The following is a 24,299-nucleotide window of genomic DNA, read 5'->3' on the forward strand; positions in this document are numbered from 1 at the left end:
GCGTTTTCTTATTTAGCATATTCTTTTAAGTTGATATTCTGTTTGACTCTTTCAACAATCCCAATGAGTGCCCGGTAATCTTCTTCTGTCATTTTTAATTGCCGCTTCAAGTGTTCATTTTCTTCCGTGAGCGACTTTAGTTGATGTTGTGCATCCGCTAGTTCTTCGCGTAAATAAGCAGAGCCAGCAGGTTCTTTTTCAAGCTGCTCTAAAAACTGAATCACTTCTCGCAAGGTTAATTCAGCCTGATTTGAAGATGCCTTCTCTTCTATCGTTAACGTATTTTGCGGTAAACCAGAGGAATGAATTCCAATCTTTTTACGCAGTTCTTTTCGCTGTTTTTTCGCCAGCTCAATGCCTGCCTGATATTGTTTTCTGACGTATGAGTTCCATCTGAATCCACATGCTGCAGCTGTTCTTGACAATGCTTTCCCAACTTCCTCAAATGCGGAAAGCTGCGTTCCTCCATCTCGAATGTGCCTTAAGACGACTTCTGCTAAAAGTAAATCTTCATCTTGTGTCCATGCATCCTGCCTTGTAATCGTCAATTGATCATCCCCCCTGAATCTGAATACCACATCATATGCGCTTACTAGAGTAGATAGACTATTTGCAGGAGAGAAACCTAAAAAAATAGACAAATAAAAAAACGCAAGGGAAGATTCCCTTACGCTTTTTTATCAAGCATTAGTTGCTTTTTACGTCTTTGCCTTTGTATGTTCCGCAAGATTTGCAGACACGATGAGAAATTTTCATTTCACCGCATTCTGGGCAAGCTACCATACCAGGTACTTGTAGTTTGAAATGCGTACGACGCAATCTTTTTTTCATTTTAGAAGTTCTTCTAAAAGGTACAGCCATTATTCCCACCTCCTTAAAGAGTTAAGATTCATTATTTTCTTCTAAGAGCTTCTTCAAGCCTTCCAGACGCGGATCAATTCGGTTTTGATGTGCATCTTCCGAAATGACCGCCCAGTCATTCCCTTCCTGTGGTGCAGCACCTTTTACGTCTGTTTGGTCGCAAAAGATTTGCATCGGCACTTCAAGAAGAATTTCTTCCTTGACTATAGGCGTTAAGTCGATGATATCGTCTTCTACAACAGATACGTCTTCATCTTCTATATCGTCTGTCTTATGAAGTACAAATAGTTCTTTCGTTGAAATCGCAAATGGATAATTTACATCAACAAGCGTTCTTGAACAAGGCAATGTCATTTCACCTGTGATGGTTAAATCAAATGCGACTTGCTTTGATTCGATCACTCCAGTCCCTTTCACCTCTACTGGTGAAATGCGACGTATATCTGAATGAAGGCTAGTAAGTTCATTTAAGTCAACCGTCTCATGAAAATCGAAGCTGTTTTTAGCTTTTTGATGTAACTGATAAACTGTCCATTTCAATTGTATCACCTCTAAGAGCAACAAACATGATTATAGCTTTCATCATGCTATTTGTCAATATTTTTTCTTTACAGTCCTTTGTGATGTCAGAGCGTTGTTTGACATCAGTTCACGGAATGCCTACACTGAAAAAAATGGGCTTCATTTTTCCCTTATGCTACTGTAGCATAGACCATTTAACCATAGCAAGAAAGGCGGAACATCTATTGAAAGCAACAGGAGTTGTTGTCGAGTACAATCCATTTCATTATGGACATGCCTATCATGTTCGTCAGGCGAAAACACATACCTCCTCAGATGTAGCCATTGCCGTCATGAGCGGTTCCTTCCTCCAGCGCGGAGAGCCTGCCATCGTCTCCAAATGGGCACGTACTAAAATGGCATTACAAAACGGTGTAGACATCGTATGTGAGCTTCCATACATCTATGCAGTGCAAAAGGCAGAAACCTTTGCAAACGGCGCTGTGTCCATTTTAGACGCTTTAAAATGCCGCTCCCTTTTTTTCGGAAGCGAGGATGGAGATATCAAAGCATTTGAACGAACAGCTCACGCTTGGCATGAGAAAAAAGAAGAAATTGATTTTTTCACAAAAGCAAAGGTCAAAGAAGGGCTTAGTTATCCAGCTGCCTCTGCCGCTGCGTTTCAAGAGATCATTGATCCTAAACACTTACTGGATCTGTCTAAGCCCAATAACATTTTAGGCTTCCATTATGTCAAAGCGATCTTAGAGAGATCTCCTCACATAGAGCCCTTTACCTCTCAAAGAATTGCATCAGGTTATCATGATCAAGAGCTTCCTAAACATCAGAAAATCGCAAGCGCAACAAGCATCCGAAAAGCGTTAAAAGAGAATGGGTCATTTGAAACTGTCGCCTCTTATCTTCCGGAAGCTTCGCTTAAGCAATTACATGACTATTATTCTTCTTATGATCTTTTACATACACAAGAAGACTATTTCAGCTTCTTAAAACATGTGTTTCACACAATGGATACAGCAGAATTAGAAGGCATCTATGAAATTGAAGAAGGCATCGAACACCGCATGCAAAAGGCGATCACGCATGCGTCCTCCTACGAGGAATATCTATCACTTTTGAAAACAAAACGATATACGTGGACAAGGCTGCAGCGGATGAATACGCACCTTTTAATGAGGGTAAAGAAAACTGTGATGCATGAGCTGCTAAACGAGAAACACACGCCATACATTCGTTTACTTGGTATGTCAAAGAAAGGACAGCAATACTTATCACTTGTCAAAAAAGAATTGGACGTACCGCTCATCAGCAAGCTGTCTTCCTTTTCACACCCTGCCCTTGATCTTGACATTCGTGCTTCCCGCGTCTTCAGCCTTCCCATCAGCGAACCAATGCAAACAAAGTTAACAGAAGCAGAATTTAAAACCTCACCGATCCGCTATGATGAAGAGACTGGTCTCTTCCAATCTTGATAAAAAGAGCAGCCTTTGATGAAGGCTGCTCTTTTTTTAGTTAAGATGCTTTCTCTTTTAACTTGTTTAAATAGTTCAGTGCGTCCTGCATTGTGTCCACAGGAACGATTTTCATATCACTTTTAATATCTTTCGCTGTTTTCACTGCATTTTTGTAGTCTGAGTTTGGATCACCTTTATCGTTTGGTGCAAAGAAGATATCTTTTCCTGCTTTATCTGCTGCAACGACCTTTTGATCAATGCCGCCAATTGGCCCGACCGTGCCATCTGCGTCAATCGTTCCGGTCCCTGCAATCGCATAGCCATGAGTTTCGTCTTCCTTTGTTAGCTGGTTATAAATTTCAAGTGACATCATTAAACCTGCCGACGGGCCGCCGATATTTTCAATATCGACCTTAATGGAAGGCGAGACTTTCACATTTCGATCTGTAAATAATGATACGCCAATCCCGACTCGATTCGGCTCTTCTTTAAAAGGTTTTAACTTCACTTGCTGCGTGATATCCTTGCCGTTTCGTTCAAGGACAAAACGGACAGATGTACCTGCTTTTTGACGACTGATATACGACACCATTTTATCAGCTGAGTCATACGTCTTGCCATCAACGCTTTTAATCCGGTCACCCACTTCAATTTTGCCGTAAGCAGGCATGCCTTTCATGACGTAGCTCGCATATACCCCATTAAACGTATAATCTACTTTTTTACCTGCTTTTGTATACGCTGCAATCATGGCATTTTCTTGAGAGCTTTTCATTAGCTGAAGCTGTCTTTTCATATAATCTTCATCCGACTCTCCGTCCGCTTTAATATTTTCTTCTGGGACGATTTCGTCATATTTATTCATTTTCGCAAGCAAATACGTATACGGATTGGCTGGACCTACTTTAATTGTCATAAGAGAGAAGCTGCCCTTCTCACCGTATCCACCGTCCACTTGAATGTGAGGGGCAATCTCTGTTGCATCACCCGGCTTTGTCACGTAATACGGCAGTTTGACAAAAGTTAAGCCAAATAAGACAAGAACAACGACAAAAAAGCTGAGCCAGCGAATATTCAATTTTTTCATTCGATTAACACTCCCATTTATCAATGACATCTTTCAGTTTACCTGTTAATTGGTCTGCGGCGAGCTCCCCAGCTTCAATCATCTCCTGAACCTGTGTGAACGAACTAGAGCTAAATGTTTCAAGCCTCGGCCGAATCATGAGATCTGCATGAATGGTTTGATGACGGACCAATTCATTTTGAAGGATGTCCAAACTTTGCATAATCACATCCGATAATCTCGTCGCCTTTTCTGTTTTTTTCACCCTTGATACATCAGAGGCGATGATAAGGTCTGCACCCATTTCTTTTAACACAGACACAGGAATGCGGTCAACAACCGCTCCATCCACCAGCTGTCTGCCGCCCATTTCGTGAGGAACAAACACGCCTGGAATGCTGATGCTTGCTCTGACTGCTTGTGAGACAGACCCTTCTTTAAACACAACCTTCTCCCCTGTTTCGAGGTCACAGGCGACCACCGCAAGGGGCATTCTTAATTCTTCGAATGTTTTCCCATATGTAAACGTGTGAATCAGCTGCAAAATTCGATTTCCTTTTAAAAGACCGATTTTTGGCAGTGTATAGTCAGCATAATACTTTCTTCTGAAGACAAGTGCAAGTTTTTTCATTTTTTCTACGTCTTGTCCTGCCGCATAAAAGCTCCCAACAAGTGCGCCAATACTGCTTCCTGCGATCATATCTACCTGTATCCCTTGCTTCTCAAGACTAGACAAAACCCCGATATGCGCCATTCCCCTCGCACCCCCGGAGCCTAATGCAAGCCCGATGATCGGTCGCTTCATGAAAATCCACCCTCCTCTTTCTATGCATATATACGAATCTATAGGTCTAAACATGCCCCTACTGCTCGTATAGTAATAGAAGACAGGCTCGGCTAGTTTCTTATTCTACAATCACGAGCACGCCAATAGATCATAACGGCAAGGGGCGAAATCTCCATGAAAAAATGGAACACTCTGTTCATCGCTGCTTTTTTTATTTTTTTAACAGCCACTGTGATTACACACCCACAAGCCTCTTTGCAAGCGTCGAAAAATGGACTTGCAATGTGGTGGGAGGTTGTGTTTCCATCATTACTTCCTTTTTTTATTTTGTCCGAGCTATTAATAAGTTTTGGGATTGTCAGATTTGTCGGTGTATTATTAGAGCCATTTATGCGTCCCATCTTCCGGGTGCCGGGTGTAGGCGGATTTGTCCTAGCAATGGGAATGGCTTCAGGGTTTCCTTCCGGTGCGAAATTAACGACAAGATTGAGGCAGGAAAGGCAGCTGACGAGAATCGAAGCAGAGCGTCTCGTTTCCTTTACAAATTCATCGAATCCATTGTTTATTTTCGGTGCGGTGGCTGTTGGTTTTTTTCATCACCCAGCTTTAGGCATTGTATTGGCAAGCGCACATTATTTAGGGAACCTTGCTGTTGGTGTGACGATGCGGGGATATAAAGCGAGGCATGATGCGCATCTAAGAAGCGGCAAGAAATTTTTATTCCCGCCGTTTAAAGAGGCATTCAATGCTCTTCATACAGCAAGACTCGCAGAGAAAAGACCGCTCGGCCAAATTTTAAGTGATGCAGTCATGTCATCAGTCCAAACACTCTTTATGATTGGCGGCTTTATTATCTTATTTTCTGTGTTTAGCAAAATGCTGTCAGTTGTCCATGCGACAGACCTTTTATCCATAGGGCTCGGATATATGCTGCAAACGATGCACCTTCCGCCAGAATTAGACCTTGCCATGATTGCCGGTTTATTTGAAATCACATTAGGAAGCCAGATGACGGGGGCACAGGAAGTCACCCTTCTCGCTAAAACCATTGTCGTCAGCTTTATTTTAGGATTCAGCGGGTTTTCTGTTCAAGCCCAAGTCGCCGGCATTCTAGCGGCAACCGATATCCGCTTTAAACCGTTTTTCTTCGCCCGTTTGCTTCACGGGATTTATGCAGCTGTTTTTGCCTTTTTATTATTCAAGCCTCTTTATGTCTCTCGATCAGACATCGCTCTCCCAGCGGGTGCCTTTGATGCAGGCCAGCAGGTCGTCATGTTCAGCAGCGTGCTTTGGAATCAACTTGTGACAGCTGGTCCTTTGATCACACTTTGCAGCTTGATTGTGTATATCGCGCTCTACTATCGGAAATTAAAAAATGGATGAGTGCCAGGTGCACTCATCCATTAAATTTTTCCTTCAGCGCTGCTTCTACCTCTTTTGGTACAAGATCTTTGACTGCCCCATGATATTTCGCTACTTCTTTGACAATGCTGGAGCTTAAGAAGGAATATTGATTGTTGGTCATCATAAAAAACGTTTCAATTTCATCGTCTAACACTTTGTTCATTGAGGTGCCTTGCATTTCATACTCAAAGTCCGTCACAGCCCTTAGTCCGCGTAAAATGACTTTGGCTTCTTTTTGCTTCGCATAATCAACGAGAAGGCCGTGAAAGGATTCAACTTTGATATTTGGCAGCTCCTTCGTCGCTTGGCGAATAAGCTCACACCGTTCTTCAACAGTAAATAACGGTTTTTTAGATGAATTATTTAATACACATACATACACTTCATCAAAAATCTTTGCACCTCTTTTGATGATATCCAAATGCCCCAATGTGACTGGATCGAAGCTACCCGGACAAACGGCTATGTTCCCCATATTAATTTCCCCGCTTTCTATAGATCGTAATACCAGTCAATCCGTACAGTTCCTGTCTTGTGATGTGAAGTTGTCCTGCTTCTTCTGGCAGCTTCACATCTTTATCGTGCTCACACACGATCACGCCGTCATCTGTTAACAAGGCGTGCTCGTCAATCATTTCAAGAAGTGCTTTTAGCTGTTGATCTTTATAGGGCGGATCAAGGAAAATGGCTTGAAAGGATTCCGCTCGTTTCACAACAGCTGCGAGTGCACGCTTTGCTTCATTTCGAAACACTTCACTTTGATCCATTAGCGACAATTGATTCAGGTTGCCTTTAATCGTCTGAATCGCCTTCATATCTCGATCAACAAATATGCAATGATCGAATCCTCTAGAAAGCGCTTCAATTCCTAAACCACCGCTTCCTGCAAATAAATCAAGAGCCCATCCGCCATCGAAATACGGGCCGATCATATTAAATATCGATTCTTTTACTTTATCTGTCGTCGGTCTTGTTGATTGACCTGGTACCGCTTTAAGTGTGCGGCCTTTTCTCGTTCCAGAGATGACTCTCATTTTTCCACCACTTTTTCTGCTTGCTTCTATTGGTCATTGTTGATGACAAAAAATTCAACATTATCTTACCACATCACTCCTCAAGGAACAATGCGCGGATTTTCATTCATTTTCTATGTATAGATCAAGAAATCCGGGGTCATACTACTTATAACAGCATCTGATGTGGTGCTGTTGCCAACCGCGGAGAAGACTTACGTTTCCCCATAAGTTCTTCCTCCGGTTTCTCCTCTCCCTTTGCCTTCTCCTTAATGAATCATTAAGAATAGAAGGACCCCGCGGGTGATGCCGCGGGGATTTTTGTGTGTCTTTAAAAGCCCACCTTATAATCATACTCTTTTGCTTTGTCCAATTTGGACTCGTACTCTAATTTAATAAAAGGTTTATATGAAGGCTCAACACGTTTCACAAATGGTAACGAGCTGAGCTTAGCCATATGGCGCTCAAGATCATTCATATCACAATAGATCACCGCATATTTCATTTTCCTTGAAATATAGTGAACATTCCCGAATTTTCTTAGCGCTTTTGACTGCTTTAACGAATGCAGCCAGACGACCATCCCTTGACGTTTGGTTTCCATCTTTTCACCTGCCGCTTTTCAATTCTTTTCATTCATTATGTAAAAGACGAGACATTCAAGTCTCGTCAAGATACTTTACAGCCACAGCTGCCACCTGATCCACAGCCACCGCCGCATGATGATAGACCATCAAAATATGGGTTCCCTGTTGGAACTTTAATATATGCTGATACAGCTTGACCGATTTCAATACTAATCTCATCTAAGATGGATTGAATCGCTGTTTCTGCTTTTTTGAAATCAACCACTGTATCGTGAAGATCTAGCTTTCTTTTGACCTCACGCATTTCCTTTGAGATCGTTCTATAGTCCGGATGGTATTTGCCGAACCGCTGCACATCCTCATATTGCTCTTTTACTTTTGTAAAATGGGCAATAATTTGTTGGGCTTCTTCGTCTTGCTGGAGACGCTTAAAGCAGTTGCGGTAATGTTCAGCCTCCTCCGACTGAAGAATCATGGCAGCCAATTGATTTGCTTCCTCTTGGAGCTCCACAGATTCGATTGTCGCATACATAAATGTTGCACCTCCAATTCATAGTTTACCACGAAACCTATGGATCAGAAAATGCTTTTACGTGACAAATACATCCCATGTTTCTCTTTTCTGTTTATATTCTGGATGACGAGAATTCAGCACAACGGTCATTTTATGCTTTCCTTTTGAAAGGTGCTTGACCACAAATGCCGCAGTATACTCATTCCCTGCACGTTTCCCGTCTACATACACTGTGAAATATCCCGCCTTCTCGTTCTTTTTTAGACGCTCTGGCTGAAGATGAAAATCTTGAAGTGTACTTTCTATATAGACCGACGATCCCTGCACTTTGTATTTCAAAAAGCCTTGCTGCTTCATTTCGCTTTGGGCTTGCTGCATGACTGGTAATACTGGGTCTTGCTTGATCACTTGCTCTTCTCCATTTTGACTTTGACACCCGGTAACAAGAAAAAGCAATGCGCCTATTGACAGCATCCATTTCATCATCTGATTCTCCTTTCATCTACTTTTATAGGATGCTCAGGAAATAGACATCTTAATCAACTCAAAAAAGCCTCAACCGGCTCCATTTTGATTGCGCATTGCTTGGAACATTTGAATCATCATTTCAGCCATTTGGACGCTATTGCTCAACTGACTTACACGATGAGGAATGGTTTTTTCGTAAAAGTTCATTTTATCTAATTCAAAGGACGATAGATTTTCAGGATGTCGCGTCAGCTGTCTGTACCAGAGAGGACGCTGCCTTATGAATTTGATTCGATCCTCTTCGGCCATGACAAATTCCTGTACTTCTTTTCGCACCAGAAGCATCCCCTTTCACTTAATCTTTCCTGAAGGAGAATGGGTGCTGACTGCCTCCAGATGAACCTTTCTTTGAACCATTGGATGAAAATTGGCCGAGTAAGCTTTGTAAAGAGGAAATAGACTGGCTCATTTTGTTAATCTGTTCATTCATTTGATCAGCGTCCATTTTTTTCACAGCAGAAACCATTTTAGACATAAAATCTGCTTTTCCTGCTTCACTTGGCTTAGAGACTTTTTCTTCTTTAGCGTCTTCAGATTTCGATTGCCGGTAAGGTGACCACATCTCATCTTCCTCACCAAACATGACCCAATTCTCATAGACACTTTGCCAGCTTTTTTCTTGCGTTTGCACTTCTTGAATTAACTTCGGATGGCGTCTGACGAATTGTTTAAATTCATCAATGGATGTTTGTTTTTGCTTGTTTGTCATATCCTCACCCCCCATACAAATGCCTACTATACTATATACACCACCATCTATTTTGGTGAGCCTCTTTTTAAACATCAAAAAAACAGCTGCGACTTATGCAGCTGCTTTCGTTTAAGATGATTTCTTGATGAAATTCTGGGTGTAATATTTTTCTTTCACCCCTACGCCAAGATGCGTGTAATCTTTATTTAATAACGCCTTCCTGTGACCTTCACTATTGAGCCAGCCCTCTACCGCTGCAGGTCCATCGACATAGTTATAGGCAATGTTTTCACCTGCGAGCTGAAAGCCCACCTCGCCTCTTTCTAACCGGTCTTTCAGCGTACCGTATTTTTTAGATTCATGGGAGAAATAATGATTCTCTTTCATGTCCTCACTATGCATGAAGGCCACTTCAGAGGTTTCATCATCCCACTTTAAGATCGGCAGGTTGTACTTATGGCGGATAATATTGGTCATATCAAAAATTTGTTTTTGACTGGATGTTTCGATATCTTTCCACTTTTCGCCCGATATCGGCTCAGGTTCTACCAATTGACCTCGGTAGACGACCTCATACGGCTTTTGTTTCACAAATGTATCTGCGTTGAAGGCCCTGATACTTGAAAGGGTGCTTTCAAACTTATCCATGTAAAGCTGAACATACACATCATCTCCCACTTTCACAGTGGGTCTTGTATTCATATCATCTTCTGAGAATTCAAAGCGATATGAATTTTGTTCATCCTCTACATGAATGTAAGGTGCAATTTGTGTTTTCTTAAATACTTCACTCGTGGCTTGACCGATTTTAAATGGTTCTACATTCAGTCCGTCTCCTGTTGCAAACAAGGTCACCACTTTACTATCCTTTACCCCTACTTGAATATAGTGCTTCTTCGATTGGTTGTAAATCCACCAGTCATAATCATATGCGGAAGGATCAATGCGATCTGGTTCTCCCAGCTGTTTAAGCACCTCGTTTGAAGATTTCCCCATAAAGGACATGAGCCCCTTCTTTGGGATATTGATCGGCTTATCGCTAGATGTTTCTTCATTAGACACCTTCGGTTCATTGCTGTTTTCTTTTTCTGGTGAAGATCCATATTGAATAAACAGAACGTACGTTCCAGATATAATCAGGAGGATGAGGAGTGTTTTGAGCACAGTTTTCAAATAAACACCTCCGTTAAATTGGCAAGGTACAAAAAGTACCTTCTACTGTCATTTAAACAAAACTTGCTCCATTTATCAACGACAATACAGCCTATTTAACACGAATTTAAAATATGCCCCTCTTAATGAAGAAATCCTTGTCCATGATCTTGATCCTGTTGAGAGATTTCTGTCAGTGCATCTCCCGCGCGATCATTTGATAAATCTTCGACTGATAAATCTCCAAGAGCGACAATCCCTGTTAATGAGCCGTTTTTCACAACGGGAATGCGGCGGAGCTGATGCTCTGACATGAGACGGACAATTTCTTCAAGCGTTGCATCTTCTTCAGCTGTTAGTACTTCCTTTGTCATCAGCGAGCCCACTTCCTGTGAATTTGGCTTTTTTTCTGCAATGCCTCTAAGCACAAGGTCACGGTCTGTCACTATTCCAACGAGCTGATCTCTGTCAACTACTGGAATGGCACCGATGTCAGCATCTCTCATTTTGACTGCTGCTTCATACGTATTGTCATCCTGCTGACATGTCACTACTTTTTTTGTCATAATATCTTTGATTTTTTTCGTTTTCACGTTGATTCCTCCATCCGTTATTTTCTTTATTACTGTAACCAGCTTATAAAAGAACATACCTTTCACAGTTGAAAGTTTAACGCTTTCATACTATGATTGTCAGTAAAGGGAAATTTTATAAGGAGGGGTTTTGGGTGAAGTTTGAAGGTACGGGGATTGAAGAGGTATCAGCTGACTTAAATAAATTAGATTTCATTATGGAAAGTGAAGGATTTGTACGAGCCGATCAATGGGATTATGAGCGTGTGACGTACGACAGAAAGTACAGCATGGTAGAGGGAACCTTTTATTTACGAATTTCCGGCTACGCCACTGAAGGAGATGTCGGTTCCAAAAAGGCACACATCCAGCTTCTAACACCATTACTTGGAAAACATTATTATCCACATGGCGTTGAATATGGCGAAGGCGAAGAATTCCCTAAGTCTCTCATCCAATCAAGCAAAAAAACACTTGCACAACTGAAGGAAAAACTAGAAGCCATGACGGCTGAAGCATAAAACAAGGCTAAAATGATCTTTTAGCCCTTTTTCTAAGATGAAAGCACAGCCAGTCGGCTGTGCTTTTTTATTCATATTTCGGAATAAGCGCATCTGGTACGGCATCTTTTGCTCTTTCTTTTCTTGCCCAGTCAAAGAAGACAACAGCAAGAATAGAGCCGTACACAATCTCCTGAATAATTTTCATCAAAATGGCACCTAGCTGCTGATCCTCTAGCAGCGGCAAGGTGTGGAACATATCAGGACCAGTGAGAGCAAGGCCTGCAAGCATATCACTTGGCACACATAAATGCAGTGCTTGTATCCATGCACCTGCATCAGAATAGGTTGCATAGATCGGTGCCTCACTAAACATGATGAGTGCACAGGCCGGAGTCATCAATATCCCGTCTGCCATGATATATCCAAGCTTCAAAATGCCTGTAATCTGCGGCAGACTTTGGACTTTATGGACAAGCGGCCACCACATGAAAAAGGCAGCGATAAAAATAACAACCGTCATCAATGCATGGTAAAACGGATCTGTTTTCACAAAATCAAACACAAGTGGAATGTGATACAGCGAAAACAAGCCGTTAAACCCAAGCAGTGCAATTAAAGGCTTGGAAAACAAACGGAAAACGGCTTGAATACCTGGTGTTTGAATGATCCGCTCCCAGATGGCTGCAGGCAATCCTGTCATAAGGAGAGGCGGGATGACTAAATAGAGCACTGCCATTTGCGCCATATGTGCACTAAACATAATATGCCCCATTAAATCAATTGGGCTCCCTTTCACGGCATATAATAGAACAAGCCCCGTCAGAAATAACGTTTTCTCTTTCACCGTCGCACGGTGCTTCCCCTTTGTCACAAGAAGCAGATAAAGAGCAGCTGCTATCACAATACAAGTCAAATAATAAGGGCTCCATAATGCCCGAAATCCGAATATTTCTAAGTTCTCCATTGCTGCGCCTCCTTCAAGGGCAAAGCGGGTTTACCACCATATAATGGTCAAAAAGGCTAATACGGTAATAAACGCAACAAACACACCTGAGTATAGAAACAAGGCGGGTGTTTCATGCCCTTTTTGGTTCATGTGCATAAAATAATAAAGCTGAAAAGCCACCTGAATGCCTGCAAGCAGTAAAATAAACGGTACAGCGAACCAATTTCCAACGTCTTCTGAGGCGATCGTTAAAAACGCAACAAATGTTAATCCAATCATCAAGCCGAAAGAAATGAGCTGATGCTTCATTTCTTCGGCATTTTTCTTTTTACGATATACAAGGTCGACTTTGGACTGATTTGTGTTTTTATTTCCCATTCTTATCCCACCATTCCCATTAAATATACAACGGTAAAGATGAAGACCCACACAACATCAATGAAGTGCCAATAGAGACTTGCCACATAATATTTCGGTGCATTGTATAAATCGAGTCCGCGTCTCATATTTCGAATCATGAGAGCGGTAATCCAGCAAAGTCCGAAGGCGACGTGAGCTCCGTGAGTTCCTACAAGTGTATAGAAGGAAGAACCAAGAGCTGAGCTGGTAATCGTAAATTCATACGCATGCACATAGTGATAAAACTCATAAATCTCAACCCCTAAAAATCCAGCACCTAAAAGGACCGTGATACCAAGCCAAAGCTGCATCTTTTTAAAGGCAAAGTTTTTCATATGATACATGGCATACACACTCGTTAAACTGCTCGTTAATAGAAGCATTGTGGCAATAAAGACAAGTGTGAGGTCAAACATATCAGTTGTTTTTGCTCCGCCTGCATTTGAGTTTTTCAGCGCCAAATACGTGGCGAAAAGCGATGCAAACAGAACGGTTTCTCCTCCAAGAAACAGCCAGAACCCGACAAACTTATTCTTCCCTTCTAACGTGGCTTTCTCAGGAGAAGCCGGAAAGGTTTCCGCCGTCATTTTTTGTGGTTCCATTATGCTTTCACCCCTTTATCATCGTCGTCGATCAAATCTTCTTTGTGAATATGGTATCCATGATCATCTTTCAGAGACCTAACGAGCATGGTCGCAAACGTAATACCAAGACCAATGAAGATCACTGGAAGCCCCCAGTCGTGCTCTTGACGATACATGAAACCAAACGCTGACACAAATAGACCGAATGAGATAATGACAGGCAAAATGGAATTATTCGGCATGTGAATATCATCGAGCGGTTCAGATGCTGTCATTCCTTTTTTACCATCCATTTTTTCAATCCATAATGGATCTAGTCCTCTCACAAGCGGAAGCTGTTTAAAGTTGTATTCTGGCGGAGGCGAAGACACTGCCCATTCAAGTGTTCTTCCATCTCCCCAAGGATCGCTCGATACACGCTCCCCTTTTGCTGTTGTCCAGATGATATTAATCAGCATGATCACAACAGCTACAAACATAAACAGTGCCCCAATCGTACTGATCAAGTTCCCAAGCTCGAGACCCTGACCTGGCAGGAACGTAAAGACCCGGCGCGGCATGCCCCATAGACCGAGAAAATGCTGGATAAAGAAAGTTAAGTGGAAACCGATGAAAAACAGCACAAAGCCAATTTTTCCAAGTTTCTCATTCAGTATCTTTCCAAACATCTTCGGCCACCAGTAATGCACACCTGCTAGAATACCGAATACAACCCCGCCGATAATGACGTAATGGAAATGCGCCACAACAAAATACGTATCATGGAACTGATAATCTGCTGCAGCTGCCGCAAGCATGACCCCGGTTACCCCGCCAAGTAAGAACGACGGAATAAAGGCAACAGAATAAAGCATCGGCGTTGTAAACTTCACATTACCGCCCCATATCGTGAGCAGCCAGTTGAACACTTTAATTCCTGTTGGCACCGCAATTGCCATGGTCGCTACGGCAAAGATCGCATTGGCGATAGGTCCAAGCCCTGTTGTGAACATGTGATGCGCCCACACCATGAATCCAAGGAAACCAATCAATACAGTAGCGAACACCATGGACGAGTAGCCAAACAGTCTTTTTCTTGCAAACACAGGAATGATCTCAGAGAAGATTCCAAATGCCGGCAGGATCAAGATATATACTTCCGGGTGTCCGAAAATCCAGAACAAATGCTCCCAGATGATTGTATTTCCTCCAAGCTCTGGATTGAAAAAGCTCGTGTCAAACATTCTATCAAGCATCAGCATCGCAAGCCCTGCTGTCAGCGGCGGGAATGCGAATAAAATAAGTGCGGAGGCGACAAATGTCGTCCAAGTAAAGAGCGGCATTCTCATATACGTCATACCAGGCGCTCTCATATTTATAATCGTTGCAAGAAAGTTAATCCCGGCAATCAGCGTACCAATACCCGCAATCTGCAAACCCAAAATATAGAAATCCATTCCATGCCCTTCAGAATTCAACGTGAGCGAAGCGTATGCAGTCCAGCCTGCATCAGGTGCTCCGCCCATAAACCATCCAAGGTTTAAGAAAATTCCTCCGAAAAAGAATAACCAAAAACCAAGTGAATTCACAAACGGAAATGCTACGTCACGTGCACCAATTTGAATTGGTACAACCGCATTCATTAATGCAAATAAAAGCGGCATAGCTGCAAGGAAAATCATTGTCGTTCCATGCATCGTCATGATTTCATTGTAAACCCCTGCACTGACAAAATCACTTTCAGGGATGGCTAGCTGAATACGGATAAACATCGCTTCGATTCCGCCAACCAAAAAGAAAAATCCCCCTGCCACTAAATATAATATGGCAATTTTTTTGTGGTCAACCGTTGTCAAGTAATCCCATAAGACAGCGCCAAACCCCCGCTTTTTAGCTATTGTACTCACCATGAAATCCCCCTCTTATCTCCCATTTGCCCCTTTTCATATAGATGTCTTTCTTCACGATCCTTTAAACAGACTATGTCTGACAGATGACGACTTCTCGGTTGTAGAGACATATTCGGGAGCTCTTAACAAAAACTTCACATCGATCACATACCCTCTTGCATATCTGCTTCTAGTTGTTACTCGACTTTAAGACCTTTTAAATACTCGTAAAGTGCATCTGCTTCTGAGTCATTTAATTTAGGGTACGTTCCTGTCATCTTATTACCTGGTTTAAAGCTTTCTGGATCTTTCAGCCACGCTTTCACATTTTCTTTGTTCATGTCTTTGATTCCAGCTACTTTCGTCCGTTCTCCGAAGGTCGCAAGGTTTGGTGCTGTCCTTGCTGCTTCCGGCCGTTCGTCACCAGGCTCTACTGCGTGACAGCTTAAACAGTTTTTCTCTTTAAATAGCTTTTCACCCTCTAAAGCGAGATCTTTTGTGGATTCAGGCTTCTTGTAATCAGCCATTTTTTTCGTCCATCCTAAGAACTCATCTTGAGAAAGCGTTTTAACTTTAAAGTCCATTAAAGCATGTGACGGTCCGCAAAGCTCCGCACATTTCCCGTAGAAATATTCCCCTGCATCTTTCGTTCGTTTCGAGTCAAAGATTAAATAAAATTTGTTCTCATTATCTGTGTTTGTATCAATTTTACCGCCAGCCGATGGAACCCAGAATGAGTGTTTGACATCGGATGCTTTTAGCTTAAAGTACACCTTTTGATCTGTTGGTACGATCAATTCCTGACTTGTGACAATCCCATAATCAGGGTATTCAAATTCCCACCAATATAAGCTGGCCCTTACATTCACAACAAGTGTTTTTTCAGGATCTCGTTTTTTCTTATCCATAGCGCTTGTATCCCCTAGTTCAAGCGTGTATGCCACAACAGGTACAACGAGAATAATAAGTAGAAGAATCGGAATCGCTGTCCATGTGATTTCCAAGTTGCGGTTCCCTTCCACCTGCTTTGGAATCGTATCTTCTCCCACTTTAGAACGTTTGAATTTAATGATGACGTAAAAGAAAATGATCGATACAACAATGACGACAAGAACCATAATAAGTGTACTCAGTACCGTTAGGAAAAACTGTTTATCTGCTACTTCCCCAACTGGCTTGAGTGTTGATAAGTATGGTTCACCACAGCCCGCCAAAACGAGCGTCAGTAAGAGAAACAGTGAATAAACACGCCATTTTCTTATCATAATTTGTCCCAACCCCTTTTGCTTGATCTCCTTTGCCTTTCGCTTTTTACCTCTTATTTATAAAATCACTTCTCACCCATCTATAACCCCCGCCTCTTATAAAAGCACTTACATTTCCTCTTTTCATAAAAAAATGATGTTTTTACTCAAAATACCATCTATGTATAAACAGAAAGCCGCCTAAATAGAACTGAATATCAGGCGGCTTTCATAGTTGTTAGAAAATGTTGTGTTATAAGATATAGCCATTGTTTTGATGTGATCAAAGTGTATTTCACTCTAGAATAGTGTAATAATAATCATCGCTACGAAAAAGATGGTTAAGTAGTTTAATGAATAAACGAACATGAGCGTTGACCACTTCATGACGTCTTTCATTTTAAAGCCCATAAGGCCAATAACAAGCCATCCAATATTAAGCAGTGTACCAAGTGCAACAATCGGCCATCCTAATCCACCTAAGAAAAATGGAAGTGGAAGAAGACATGCTGTCCAAATGATGATTTGGCGTTTTGTGACTTCAAATCCGTAAACAACTGGCAGCATTGGAATGCCAGCCTTACGGTAATCTTCTGTTTTCTTAATCGCAAGTGATAGGAAGTGCGGGATTTGCCAAATGAACATAATCATAAACAAAACCCAAGCCGTTGTGTCGATTGTACCTGTGACAGCTGTCCAGCCAATTAATGGCGGAACCGCGCCAGATACACTTCCGATAACTGTATTGATGGTGTAATGGCGTTTAGACCACATGGTGTAAAGAACCGCATAAGTAAAGACTCCAATAAATCCAATCACTGCTGATGTAATGGTTGTCATCAGAAGCATAATGAGTCCTAATACAACAAGCAGAATGCCAAATGCATACGCTTGCCCCGGCTGAATTTTACCTGTAACCGTCGGTCTTGTTTTTGTTCTTTCCATTAATATATCAATATCACGGTCAAACGCATTATTAATCGCGCATGAACCGGCAATAATAAGAGAAGAACCAATCATTGTTAACAGCACAATATCAAGATTTCCAAGAAAACTCATACCTGTAAAATAAAAAGCAAGCCACATTCCAGTAAATGTCGTAATGAAATTGGAATTGACGATGCCCATTTTAATCAGAGCAAGAAAATCTTTCCATGCTGTTGTTTCTTCTATTTGTCCATGAATAGCTGCTTCCGCGGCTGTTTTGGAATTTGCCAATGTGTATAACCTCCCTTGCCCAAACCTTCAAACGAACGAATGACACGTAAAATCATTACAACTCTATCATACAAGATAAACAGCTGTAAAAAAACATCCTATTAAATAATAAACGACAAACTTGAAGTTATTTGTGAACTTTTCGTGAATTTATTAGGATATATGTGTGTTTCAGAAGGCGGTGCAAAATGAAATATTCTCTCCTCTATTTCTATCAGACTGTCAAAGAAAGATCAAGCACTCTAAATCTGTAAACTTTGTGAACTAACATATCATTTTTTTGTGAACTTTGGTCATTATGAATTGCAACAGAACACGCATTTGGCTTAAACTTGAGAGCATGTGAGGTTTTCATTTACATCAGAAGTTTTTTAGAGAAGGTGAAATAATTTGATGAAATTTGCTTTAAGGCTATTGAGCGTGATCACAACATTTGTGATGCTGATCGTACTGATTGGCGGTGCGCTTGTTACGAAAACCGGTTCGGGTCTTGGCTGCGGTAGACAGTGGCCCCTTTGCCACGGTCGTTTCTTTCCTGAAATGAATCCCGCTTCCATCATCGAATGGAGTCACCGCATGTCAACAGGGGTTTCCACCATTCTTGTTCTGGCACTAGCGGTCTTATGCTGGAAAAAAATTAGTCCAGTATTCCGTGAAACCAAATTTTTGGTCATCATGTCCATTATATTCTTAGTGCTTCAAGCGCTTTTAGGAGCTCTTGCCGTCGTATTTGGTTCTAACGCACTTGTGATGGCACTGCATTTCGGTATTTCACTCATTTCATTTGCTTCAGTATTACTGCTTGCCCTTCTTGTCTTTGAAGCAACCAGATCTGAAACAAAACTTGTGAAGCCGCTTCATATCGGCAAAAAGATGCAGTTCCATATTTATGGGTTGATCACATATACGTATATCGTTGTCTATACGGGTGCTTATGTGAGACATACAAAGTCAAGCCTTGCTTGCTCTGTCTTCCCGTTTTGTTCAAAAGACGGTGCGCTTCCAACTTATTTTAATCAGTGGGTTCAAATGTCTCACCGAGCAGCAGCACTTCTTTTATTCGTCTGGATATTTGTCGCTATGTTCCATGCCATGAAACATTATAAAGAACAGAAGCAGCTGTATTATGGATGGATCATCTCAGCCATTCTGATTACACTTCAAGCCATTTCAGGTGTGATGTCTGTTTATTCTCAGCTTGCACTTGGTTACGCGTTGGCTCACTCATTCTTTATTTCTTGTTTGTTTGGGGTACTATGCTACTTCTGCTTACTTATTGCCCGGTTTAAATATGAAAGCAAAGAGCCATTTAAATAAGATTTACATCCCCCTATCATGCCGAAAGGGGGATTTTTTTATTGTTGTTTTGCTTCTTCGAATAGCGAGATGGCTTTTTTGCGTCTTTCCCCGTGATCAACTGTTGGCAGCGGGTATGTATCCCCTAGTACACAGCTCGATTTCAGTTGTTCATCGATCGGCATTTTACTTGGTTCATGAATCCATTTTTCATCGACATGCTTAAGCTCTGGTACATATCTTCTAATATATTCCCCGCTCGGATCAAATCGCTTTGACTGAGTCGTTGGGTTAAAAATACGGAAGTATGGAACGGCATCTGTCCCAACAGAAGCTGCCCACTGAAATCCTCCGATATTCGAAGCCTCATCATAATCCACAAGCTTTTTTGCAAAATACGCTTCTCCCTTTCTCCAATCAATCAAATAGTCCTTTGTTAAAAATGAGGCGGTGACCATTCTTAAACGGTTATGCATCCAGCCTTCCTCATTTAACTGCCGCATCCCTGCATCGACGAGGGGAAAGCCTGTTTCACCTTTACACCATGCGTTAAACAGCGTCTCATCTTCATTCCATTTCATCCCTTGAAACGCCGAATTAATTTCTTTTTCTTTCATCTCTGGATAATGTGCATAAATCATATGGTAAAAATCTCGCCATGCTAGCTCTTTGATAAAGGTTTCTCTGCCCTCGTCTTCAAACAGCGCTTCCTCCTGAACCGCATGGAAGATCCTTCGGATTGAGATTGTCCCTGTTTTTAAGAAACGTGACAGCTTGCTCGTTCCAAAAACAGATGGAATATCTCGTTTTTCATGGTAACGTGTTAATCTTTTTTGGATAAAGTCATGCAGCGTGTTCATCGCTTTGTGTGAGCCGATTTGATCAAATTTCCTTGAGCATTTCTTGATCATGCTGCGTAGTTTGTCATTCCCTTCATGCGAAAGTGACTCATCACAAATCGTATGAGCGCTGCTGAGAAATGATTTGTCAACTTTTATCACAGGCTGCTTCTCTTGCTTTCGCCATGATTGATAGTATGGAGTAAACACTTGATAATGAGTGCCATCCGCTTTTAAAATATCTTGCGCCCCGTGAAGGTGTGTATCTTGCCATTTTGACACATGAATGCCCTTCTTTTCTAAAAAATCGGTTACGTGATGGTCACGCCTTTGTCCGATTCCCACTTGATCTTCATTAAAAAAAACAGCTTTGATGTCATACAGATCGATAACTTGCTGAAAGGCACGCAAGACATCTCCATAGAGAAGGTGAACATACATTTGAGATTCTCTTGCTTCCTTGACGAAATGCACCACGTTTTGGAAAAAATGTTCGTTGTTTAAATCGAGGTCCATTTCAGTAAAGAATGGATCTAGATGATAAAGAGCAAATAATTTGTACTCGTGTTTTTTTGCATATGTGATCGCTTTTGATAAGGCGATATGATCATCTAATCGCATATCCCGGCGAAACCATATCACAACAGTTTTGTCCAACCTTCTTCACCTCACTCTATAGTGTAATCACTCTCACTTGCTGCTGCACATTTTAATGCGCTCAAAAAAAAGACACATCACGGTGGATGTGTCTCACTTCTTATTCAGGCTTTAATACAATGAGCAGATCACCGGTTTGAATCGGTTCTCCATTTGTCACATGTATTTCATCTACGACCGCAGAAAATGGGGCTTGTACAGTCGTTTCCATTTTCATGGCTTCGTTGATCATCAAATGCTCGCCTTGTGAAATTTTTTGTCCTTTTTCCACGAGTACTTTAATGACAGTGCCTGGCATCGACGCGGCGATGTGATTTGGATTCGAGCGGTCCGCCTTCATTTTTTCTTGAACGGAGGATTTGATGCTTTCATCCTTAATCACCACTTCACGTGGCTGGCCATTTAACTCAAAGTAAAGAACTCTTGTGGCATCTGGATTCGGTTCGCCAATTGATACGAGTTTGACAATAAGGGTTTTTCCTTTTTCGATTTCTACCTCAATCTCTTCTCCAAGTCTCATCCCGTAGAAGAACGTTGGTGTATCAAGAACAGAGATGTCACCATAGCTTTCTGCTGTTTGGACAAATTCAGAAAAGACTTTTGGATATAGGGCATACGCAATTGCGTCTTGCTCTGTTAACGTCAGGTCATGAGATTCTTTGAACTGCTTCTTAATGTCTTCAAAGTCCACTGGCTTCAGCTTCTCACCAGGTCTGACAGTAAGAGGCTCTTCCCCTTTTAAAATCAGCTTTTGCAGTTTTTCTGGGAATCCGCCATGCGGCTGGCCTAAATAGCCTTTAAATAATTCCACAACAGAATCCGGGAAGTCTAATGTTGCTCCTTTTTCATAGACATCTTCTTCTGTTAGATCATTTTGCACCATATAAAGTGCCATATCTCCAACTACTTTAGAGGATGGTGTTACCTTTACAATATCACCAAACATGTCATTCACACGTCTGTACATTTCCTTTACTTCATTCCAGCGTTCGCCAAGACCGACACCTTTCGCCTGCTGCTGCAAGTTACTATATTGACCGCCAGGCATTTCATGCTCATAAATTTCTGTATGAGGCGAATTCATGCCGCTTTCGAATTCATGATAGTATTTTCTGACGGAATCCCAGTATTGAGAAAGGCGTTCGACAGATTGGACGTTCATGTCTGGCTTTCTTTCATGTCCATCTAAAGCATAATAAAGTGAGCTTGCACTTGGCTGCGATGTGAGTCCTGCCATAGAGCTGACGGCAACATCCACAATATCAACACCTGCATCAATCGCTCTTGCATAGGTGAACAGTCCATTTCCACTCGTGTCATGCGTATGAAGATGGATAGGGATTGTAAGCTCATCTTTTAAAGCAGAGACTAGCTCATAGGCTGCCTGCGGTTTTAATAACCCCGCCATATCTTTAATACCTAAAATATGTGCGCCGGCAGATTCAAGCTCCTTCGCAAGAGATACATAGTACCTAAGATCATATTTTGGACGAGACGGATCAAGGATGTCCCCCGTATAACAAATGGCCGCCTCTGCCACTTTGCCTGATTCCCGAACAGAATCAATGGCAAGCGTCATGCCTTTGACCCAGTTCAAGCTATCGAAAATACGGAACACGTCAATGCCTGCCTCGGCAGATTCTTTTACAAATGCTTTGATCACATTATCCGGATAGTTTGTATATCCGACAGCGTTTGATGATCTTAATAGCATTTGGAACAGTGTGTTTGGCACTTCTTGACGAAGCTCTTTCAATCGTTCCCACGGATCTTCTTTTAAGAAACGGTACGCGACATCAAATGTAGCACCGCCCCACATTTCCATACTAAACAGCTCTGGCCATAAACCTGCTGTTGGCTGGGCAACTTTCTTTAAATCATGAGTTCTAAAGCGTGTCGCAAGCAGAGACTGATGCGCATCTCTAAAGGTTGTATCAGTTAAAAGGACGTTATTTTGTTCTTTCACCCAGTTGGCAAGTCCTTCAGGTCCATGCGTATCTAACAATTGTTTTGTCCCAGACGGGATCTCTTGATTGAGAGGAAGCTTCGGTACGTCTGGCTTGTCAAAATGAGGCTTCTTTTTCTCCGCAATACCAGGGAACCCATTAATGGTAACGTTACCAATATAAGTTAACATCTTCGTTCCGCGGTCTTTTTGCTTAGGGAAATTAAATAGCTCTGGCGTTGAGTCGATAAACGATGTATCGTATTCTCCTTTTAAGAATTTCTCATGCTTAGCTACGTTTTCAAGAAATGGGATGTTTGTTTTAATCCCGCGAATCCTGAATTCTTGTAAATTTCGGACCATTTTAGCAGCCGCTTGATCAAATGTGAGCGCCCATGTGGACAGCTTGACCAATAGTGAATCGTAATAAGGTGTAATGACCGCACCTTGGAAACTGTTCCCTGTATCAAGACGTACACCAAATCCCCCACCTGAACGGTAGGCCATAATTTTTCCTGTGTCTGGCATAAAGTCATTGAGAGGATCTTCTGTTGTGACCCTTGATTGAATGGCAAAGCCGTGTGTAAAGATATCTTCCTGCTTTGGAATACCAACTTCTTTGCTGTGAAGGTTATGCCCCTTTGCAACAAGAATTTGGGTTTGGACGATATCGACACCTGTGATCATTTCTGTGATCGTGTGTTCTACCTGCACCCTTGGATTAACTTCAATAAAGTAAAACTCTCCATTTGCAACAAGGAATTCTACAGTCCCAGCATTAATGTACGATACATTCTGGGCCAGCTTGACAGCTGCTTCGCAAATATCTTCACGCAATTGATCTGTTAGAGACACACTTGGCGCCACTTCAATGACCTTTTGATGCCGCCTTTGAACAGAGCAGTCACGCTCATATAAATGAATGATATTGCCGTGATTGTCACCAATCACCTGCACTTCAATATGTTTTGGATTCTCAATCAGCTTTTCAACGTATACTTCATCATTTCCAAAAGCAGCTTTTGCCTCTGACTTCGCACGGTCATAGGCTTCCTTCAGCTCTTCTTTTGATCTGACAATCCGCATACCCCGGCCGCCGCCGCCTAGTGAAGCTTTAATAATAAACGGGTAACCGTATTCTTCACCGAATTTTTCGACTTCTTCGACCGAATCAACTGGTCCGTCACTTCCTGGAATGACTGGAATACCAGCTTTTTTCGCTTCTTCTCTCGCCTTTACTTTATCTCCAAACATATCTAAATGCTGAGAAGTTGGACCGATAAATTGAATGCCTTCCTCTTCGCATCGTCTTGCAAAATGAATGTTTTCGGATAAAAATCCGTAGCCTGGATGAATCGCATCCACGTCATTTCGTTTTGCAATTTCGATGATCCCCTCGATATCAAGGTAGGCATCAATCGGTTTCTTTCCTTCTCCAACTAGATATGCTTCATCTGCTTTATAGCGATGATAAGAGCCAGAGTCTTCTTTGGAATAAATGGCCACTGTACGTAAGTTGAGCTCCGTACAGGCCCTGAAGACTCTGATAGCGATTTCCCCTCTGTTTGCAACTAGAACCTTTTGAATTGTTCTCTGTGACATTCTCACTCCTCCATATCCCTTAAAATTTTATATGTACTCTATAATAAAGG

26 protein-coding genes are annotated in these 24,299 nt (G+C 41.8%); 4 read left to right on the forward strand and 22 right to left on the reverse strand.

All coding sequences use genetic code 11. From position 1 onward, the window contains the following. Positions 1-8: 8 nt before the first annotated feature. From gerR to AMR95_RS05025, 3 genes are all read right to left on the reverse strand, one after another. Positions 9-548 (reverse strand): sporulation-specific transcriptional regulator GerR, encoded by a 540-nt coding sequence (gene gerR / locus AMR95_RS05015; protein ID WP_058837745.1) that lies wholly within the window; start codon positions 546-548, stop codon positions 9-11. Between the two features lie 139 nt (positions 549-687). Continuing rightward, the gene (rpmF, locus tag AMR95_RS05020; protein WP_008354700.1) at positions 688-861 is read right to left on the reverse strand and encodes a 50S ribosomal protein L32; all 174 of its coding nucleotides are present in this window, start codon (positions 859-861) and stop codon (positions 688-690) included. A 21-nt stretch (positions 862-882) separates the two neighbouring features. Continuing rightward, positions 883-1,401, reverse strand: a complete 519-nt coding sequence (locus AMR95_RS05025; protein WP_019743276.1) for a YceD family protein — start codon at positions 1,399-1,401, stop codon at positions 883-885. Between the two features lie 206 nt (positions 1,402-1,607). On the opposite strand from AMR95_RS05025, the gene AMR95_RS05030 reads away from it, so the two are divergent. Then, positions 1,608-2,852, forward strand: a complete 1,245-nt coding sequence (locus tag AMR95_RS05030) for a nucleotidyltransferase (protein ID WP_039183098.1) — start codon at positions 1,608-1,610, stop codon at positions 2,850-2,852. A gap of 40 nt (positions 2,853-2,892) precedes the next feature. Here the strand turns inward: AMR95_RS05030 and AMR95_RS05035 are convergent, their stop codons facing one another. Both AMR95_RS05035 and AMR95_RS05040 read right to left on the reverse strand, forming a co-directional pair. After that, entirely contained in the window at positions 2,893-3,921 is a 1,029-nt protein-coding gene (locus tag AMR95_RS05035; protein WP_039178313.1) for a SepM family pheromone-processing serine protease, read from the reverse strand. A 4-nt stretch (positions 3,922-3,925) separates the two neighbouring features. Next, entirely contained in the window at positions 3,926-4,705 is a 780-nt protein-coding gene (locus tag AMR95_RS05040; protein ID WP_041084940.1) for a patatin-like phospholipase family protein, read from the reverse strand. A gap of 156 nt (positions 4,706-4,861) precedes the next feature. Between AMR95_RS05040 and ylbJ the strand changes: the two genes are divergently transcribed. Further along, positions 4,862-6,070, forward strand: a complete 1,209-nt coding sequence (gene ylbJ, locus AMR95_RS05045) for a sporulation integral membrane protein YlbJ (protein ID WP_058837746.1) — start codon at positions 4,862-4,864, stop codon at positions 6,068-6,070. Between the two features lie 13 nt (positions 6,071-6,083). Here the strand turns inward: ylbJ and coaD are convergent, their stop codons facing one another. The 9 genes from coaD to AMR95_RS05090 form a co-directional block, all read right to left on the reverse strand. Beyond that, complete coding sequence (coaD, locus tag AMR95_RS05050; protein ID WP_024426917.1) at positions 6,084-6,566, reverse strand: pantetheine-phosphate adenylyltransferase; 483 nt, start codon at positions 6,564-6,566, stop codon at positions 6,084-6,086. Position 6,567: 1 nt separating this feature from the next. Further along, complete coding sequence (rsmD, locus tag AMR95_RS05055; RefSeq protein ID WP_058837747.1) at positions 6,568-7,125, reverse strand: 16S rRNA (guanine(966)-N(2))-methyltransferase RsmD; 558 nt, start codon at positions 7,123-7,125, stop codon at positions 6,568-6,570. A 310-nt stretch (positions 7,126-7,435) separates the two neighbouring features. After that, positions 7,436-7,708 (reverse strand): YlbG family protein, encoded by a 273-nt coding sequence (locus tag AMR95_RS05060; RefSeq protein WP_003212137.1) that lies wholly within the window; start codon positions 7,706-7,708, stop codon positions 7,436-7,438. Positions 7,709-7,773: 65 nt separating this feature from the next. After that, positions 7,774-8,223 (reverse strand): YlbF family regulator, encoded by a 450-nt coding sequence (locus AMR95_RS05065; RefSeq protein WP_007499807.1) that lies wholly within the window; start codon positions 8,221-8,223, stop codon positions 7,774-7,776. 57 nt (positions 8,224-8,280) lie between these two features. Continuing rightward, positions 8,281-8,688, reverse strand: a complete 408-nt coding sequence (locus AMR95_RS05070) for a hypothetical protein (RefSeq protein ID WP_058837748.1) — start codon at positions 8,686-8,688, stop codon at positions 8,281-8,283. Positions 8,689-8,760: 72 nt separating this feature from the next. Further along, positions 8,761-9,009, reverse strand: a complete 249-nt coding sequence (locus tag AMR95_RS05075; protein ID WP_039178297.1) for a YlbE-like family protein — start codon at positions 9,007-9,009, stop codon at positions 8,761-8,763. 19 nt (positions 9,010-9,028) lie between these two features. Further along, entirely contained in the window at positions 9,029-9,442 is a 414-nt protein-coding gene (locus tag AMR95_RS05080; protein ID WP_044330803.1) for a YlbD family protein, read from the reverse strand. Positions 9,443-9,553: 111 nt separating this feature from the next. Continuing rightward, complete coding sequence (locus AMR95_RS05085) at positions 9,554-10,597, reverse strand: CAP domain-containing protein (protein WP_058837749.1); 1,044 nt, start codon at positions 10,595-10,597, stop codon at positions 9,554-9,556. A gap of 122 nt (positions 10,598-10,719) precedes the next feature. Further along, complete coding sequence (locus AMR95_RS05090; protein WP_058837798.1) at positions 10,720-11,142, reverse strand: CBS domain-containing protein; 423 nt, start codon at positions 11,140-11,142, stop codon at positions 10,720-10,722. Positions 11,143-11,303: 161 nt separating this feature from the next. Between AMR95_RS05090 and AMR95_RS05095 the strand changes: the two genes are divergently transcribed. Then, positions 11,304-11,669 (forward strand): YugN family protein, encoded by a 366-nt coding sequence (locus tag AMR95_RS05095; RefSeq protein ID WP_039178290.1) that lies wholly within the window; start codon positions 11,304-11,306, stop codon positions 11,667-11,669. A 67-nt stretch (positions 11,670-11,736) separates the two neighbouring features. On the opposite strand, the gene ctaG is transcribed toward AMR95_RS05095, so the two are convergent. The 6 genes from ctaG to cyoE all read right to left on the reverse strand — a co-directional run bounded on the left by ctaG (position 11,737) and on the right by cyoE (position 17,910). Then, entirely contained in the window at positions 11,737-12,615 is an 879-nt protein-coding gene (ctaG, locus tag AMR95_RS05100; RefSeq protein ID WP_058837750.1) for a cytochrome c oxidase assembly factor CtaG, read from the reverse strand. Between the two features lie 30 nt (positions 12,616-12,645). Further along, a complete protein-coding gene (gene ctaF / locus AMR95_RS05105; protein WP_024426910.1) occupies positions 12,646-12,975 on the reverse strand; it encodes a cytochrome c oxidase subunit IVB in 330 nt (109 codons plus the stop codon). Positions 12,976-12,977: 2 nt separating this feature from the next. Next, entirely contained in the window at positions 12,978-13,598 is a 621-nt protein-coding gene (gene ctaE / locus AMR95_RS05110; protein ID WP_024424780.1) for a cytochrome c oxidase subunit III, read from the reverse strand. Continuing rightward, positions 13,598-15,469 (reverse strand): cytochrome c oxidase subunit I, encoded by a 1,872-nt coding sequence (gene ctaD, locus AMR95_RS05115; protein WP_058837751.1) that lies wholly within the window; start codon positions 15,467-15,469, stop codon positions 13,598-13,600. The genes ctaE and ctaD overlap by 1 nt, the downstream gene beginning before the upstream one ends. Before the next feature lie 176 nt (positions 15,470-15,645). Continuing rightward, complete coding sequence (coxB, locus tag AMR95_RS05120) at positions 15,646-16,713, reverse strand: cytochrome c oxidase subunit II (protein ID WP_039178282.1); 1,068 nt, start codon at positions 16,711-16,713, stop codon at positions 15,646-15,648. A gap of 279 nt (positions 16,714-16,992) precedes the next feature. After that, positions 16,993-17,910 carry a heme o synthase gene (gene cyoE / locus AMR95_RS05125; protein WP_003211774.1) on the reverse strand — a complete coding sequence of 306 codons (918 nt, stop codon included), beginning with the start codon at positions 17,908-17,910 and terminating at the stop codon, positions 16,993-16,995. Between the two features lie 393 nt (positions 17,911-18,303). Between cyoE and AMR95_RS05130 the strand changes: the two genes are divergently transcribed. Continuing rightward, entirely contained in the window at positions 18,304-19,227 is a 924-nt protein-coding gene (locus AMR95_RS05130; protein WP_039178279.1) for a COX15/CtaA family protein, read from the forward strand. A 38-nt stretch (positions 19,228-19,265) separates the two neighbouring features. Here AMR95_RS05130 and AMR95_RS05135 read toward each other — a convergent pair whose 3' ends face one another. After that, entirely contained in the window at positions 19,266-20,702 is a 1,437-nt protein-coding gene (locus AMR95_RS05135) for a cryptochrome/photolyase family protein (RefSeq protein ID WP_269434999.1), read from the reverse strand. A 100-nt stretch (positions 20,703-20,802) separates the two neighbouring features. After that, complete coding sequence (pyc, locus tag AMR95_RS05140) at positions 20,803-24,249, reverse strand: pyruvate carboxylase (protein ID WP_039178276.1); 3,447 nt, start codon at positions 24,247-24,249, stop codon at positions 20,803-20,805. Positions 24,250-24,299 lie beyond the last annotated feature (50 nt).

Origin of the sequence: Bacillus sp. G1(2015b), assembly GCF_001482475.1 — a bacterium.
GTDB lineage: Bacteria > Bacillota > Bacilli > Bacillales > Bacillaceae > Bacillus > Bacillus safensis.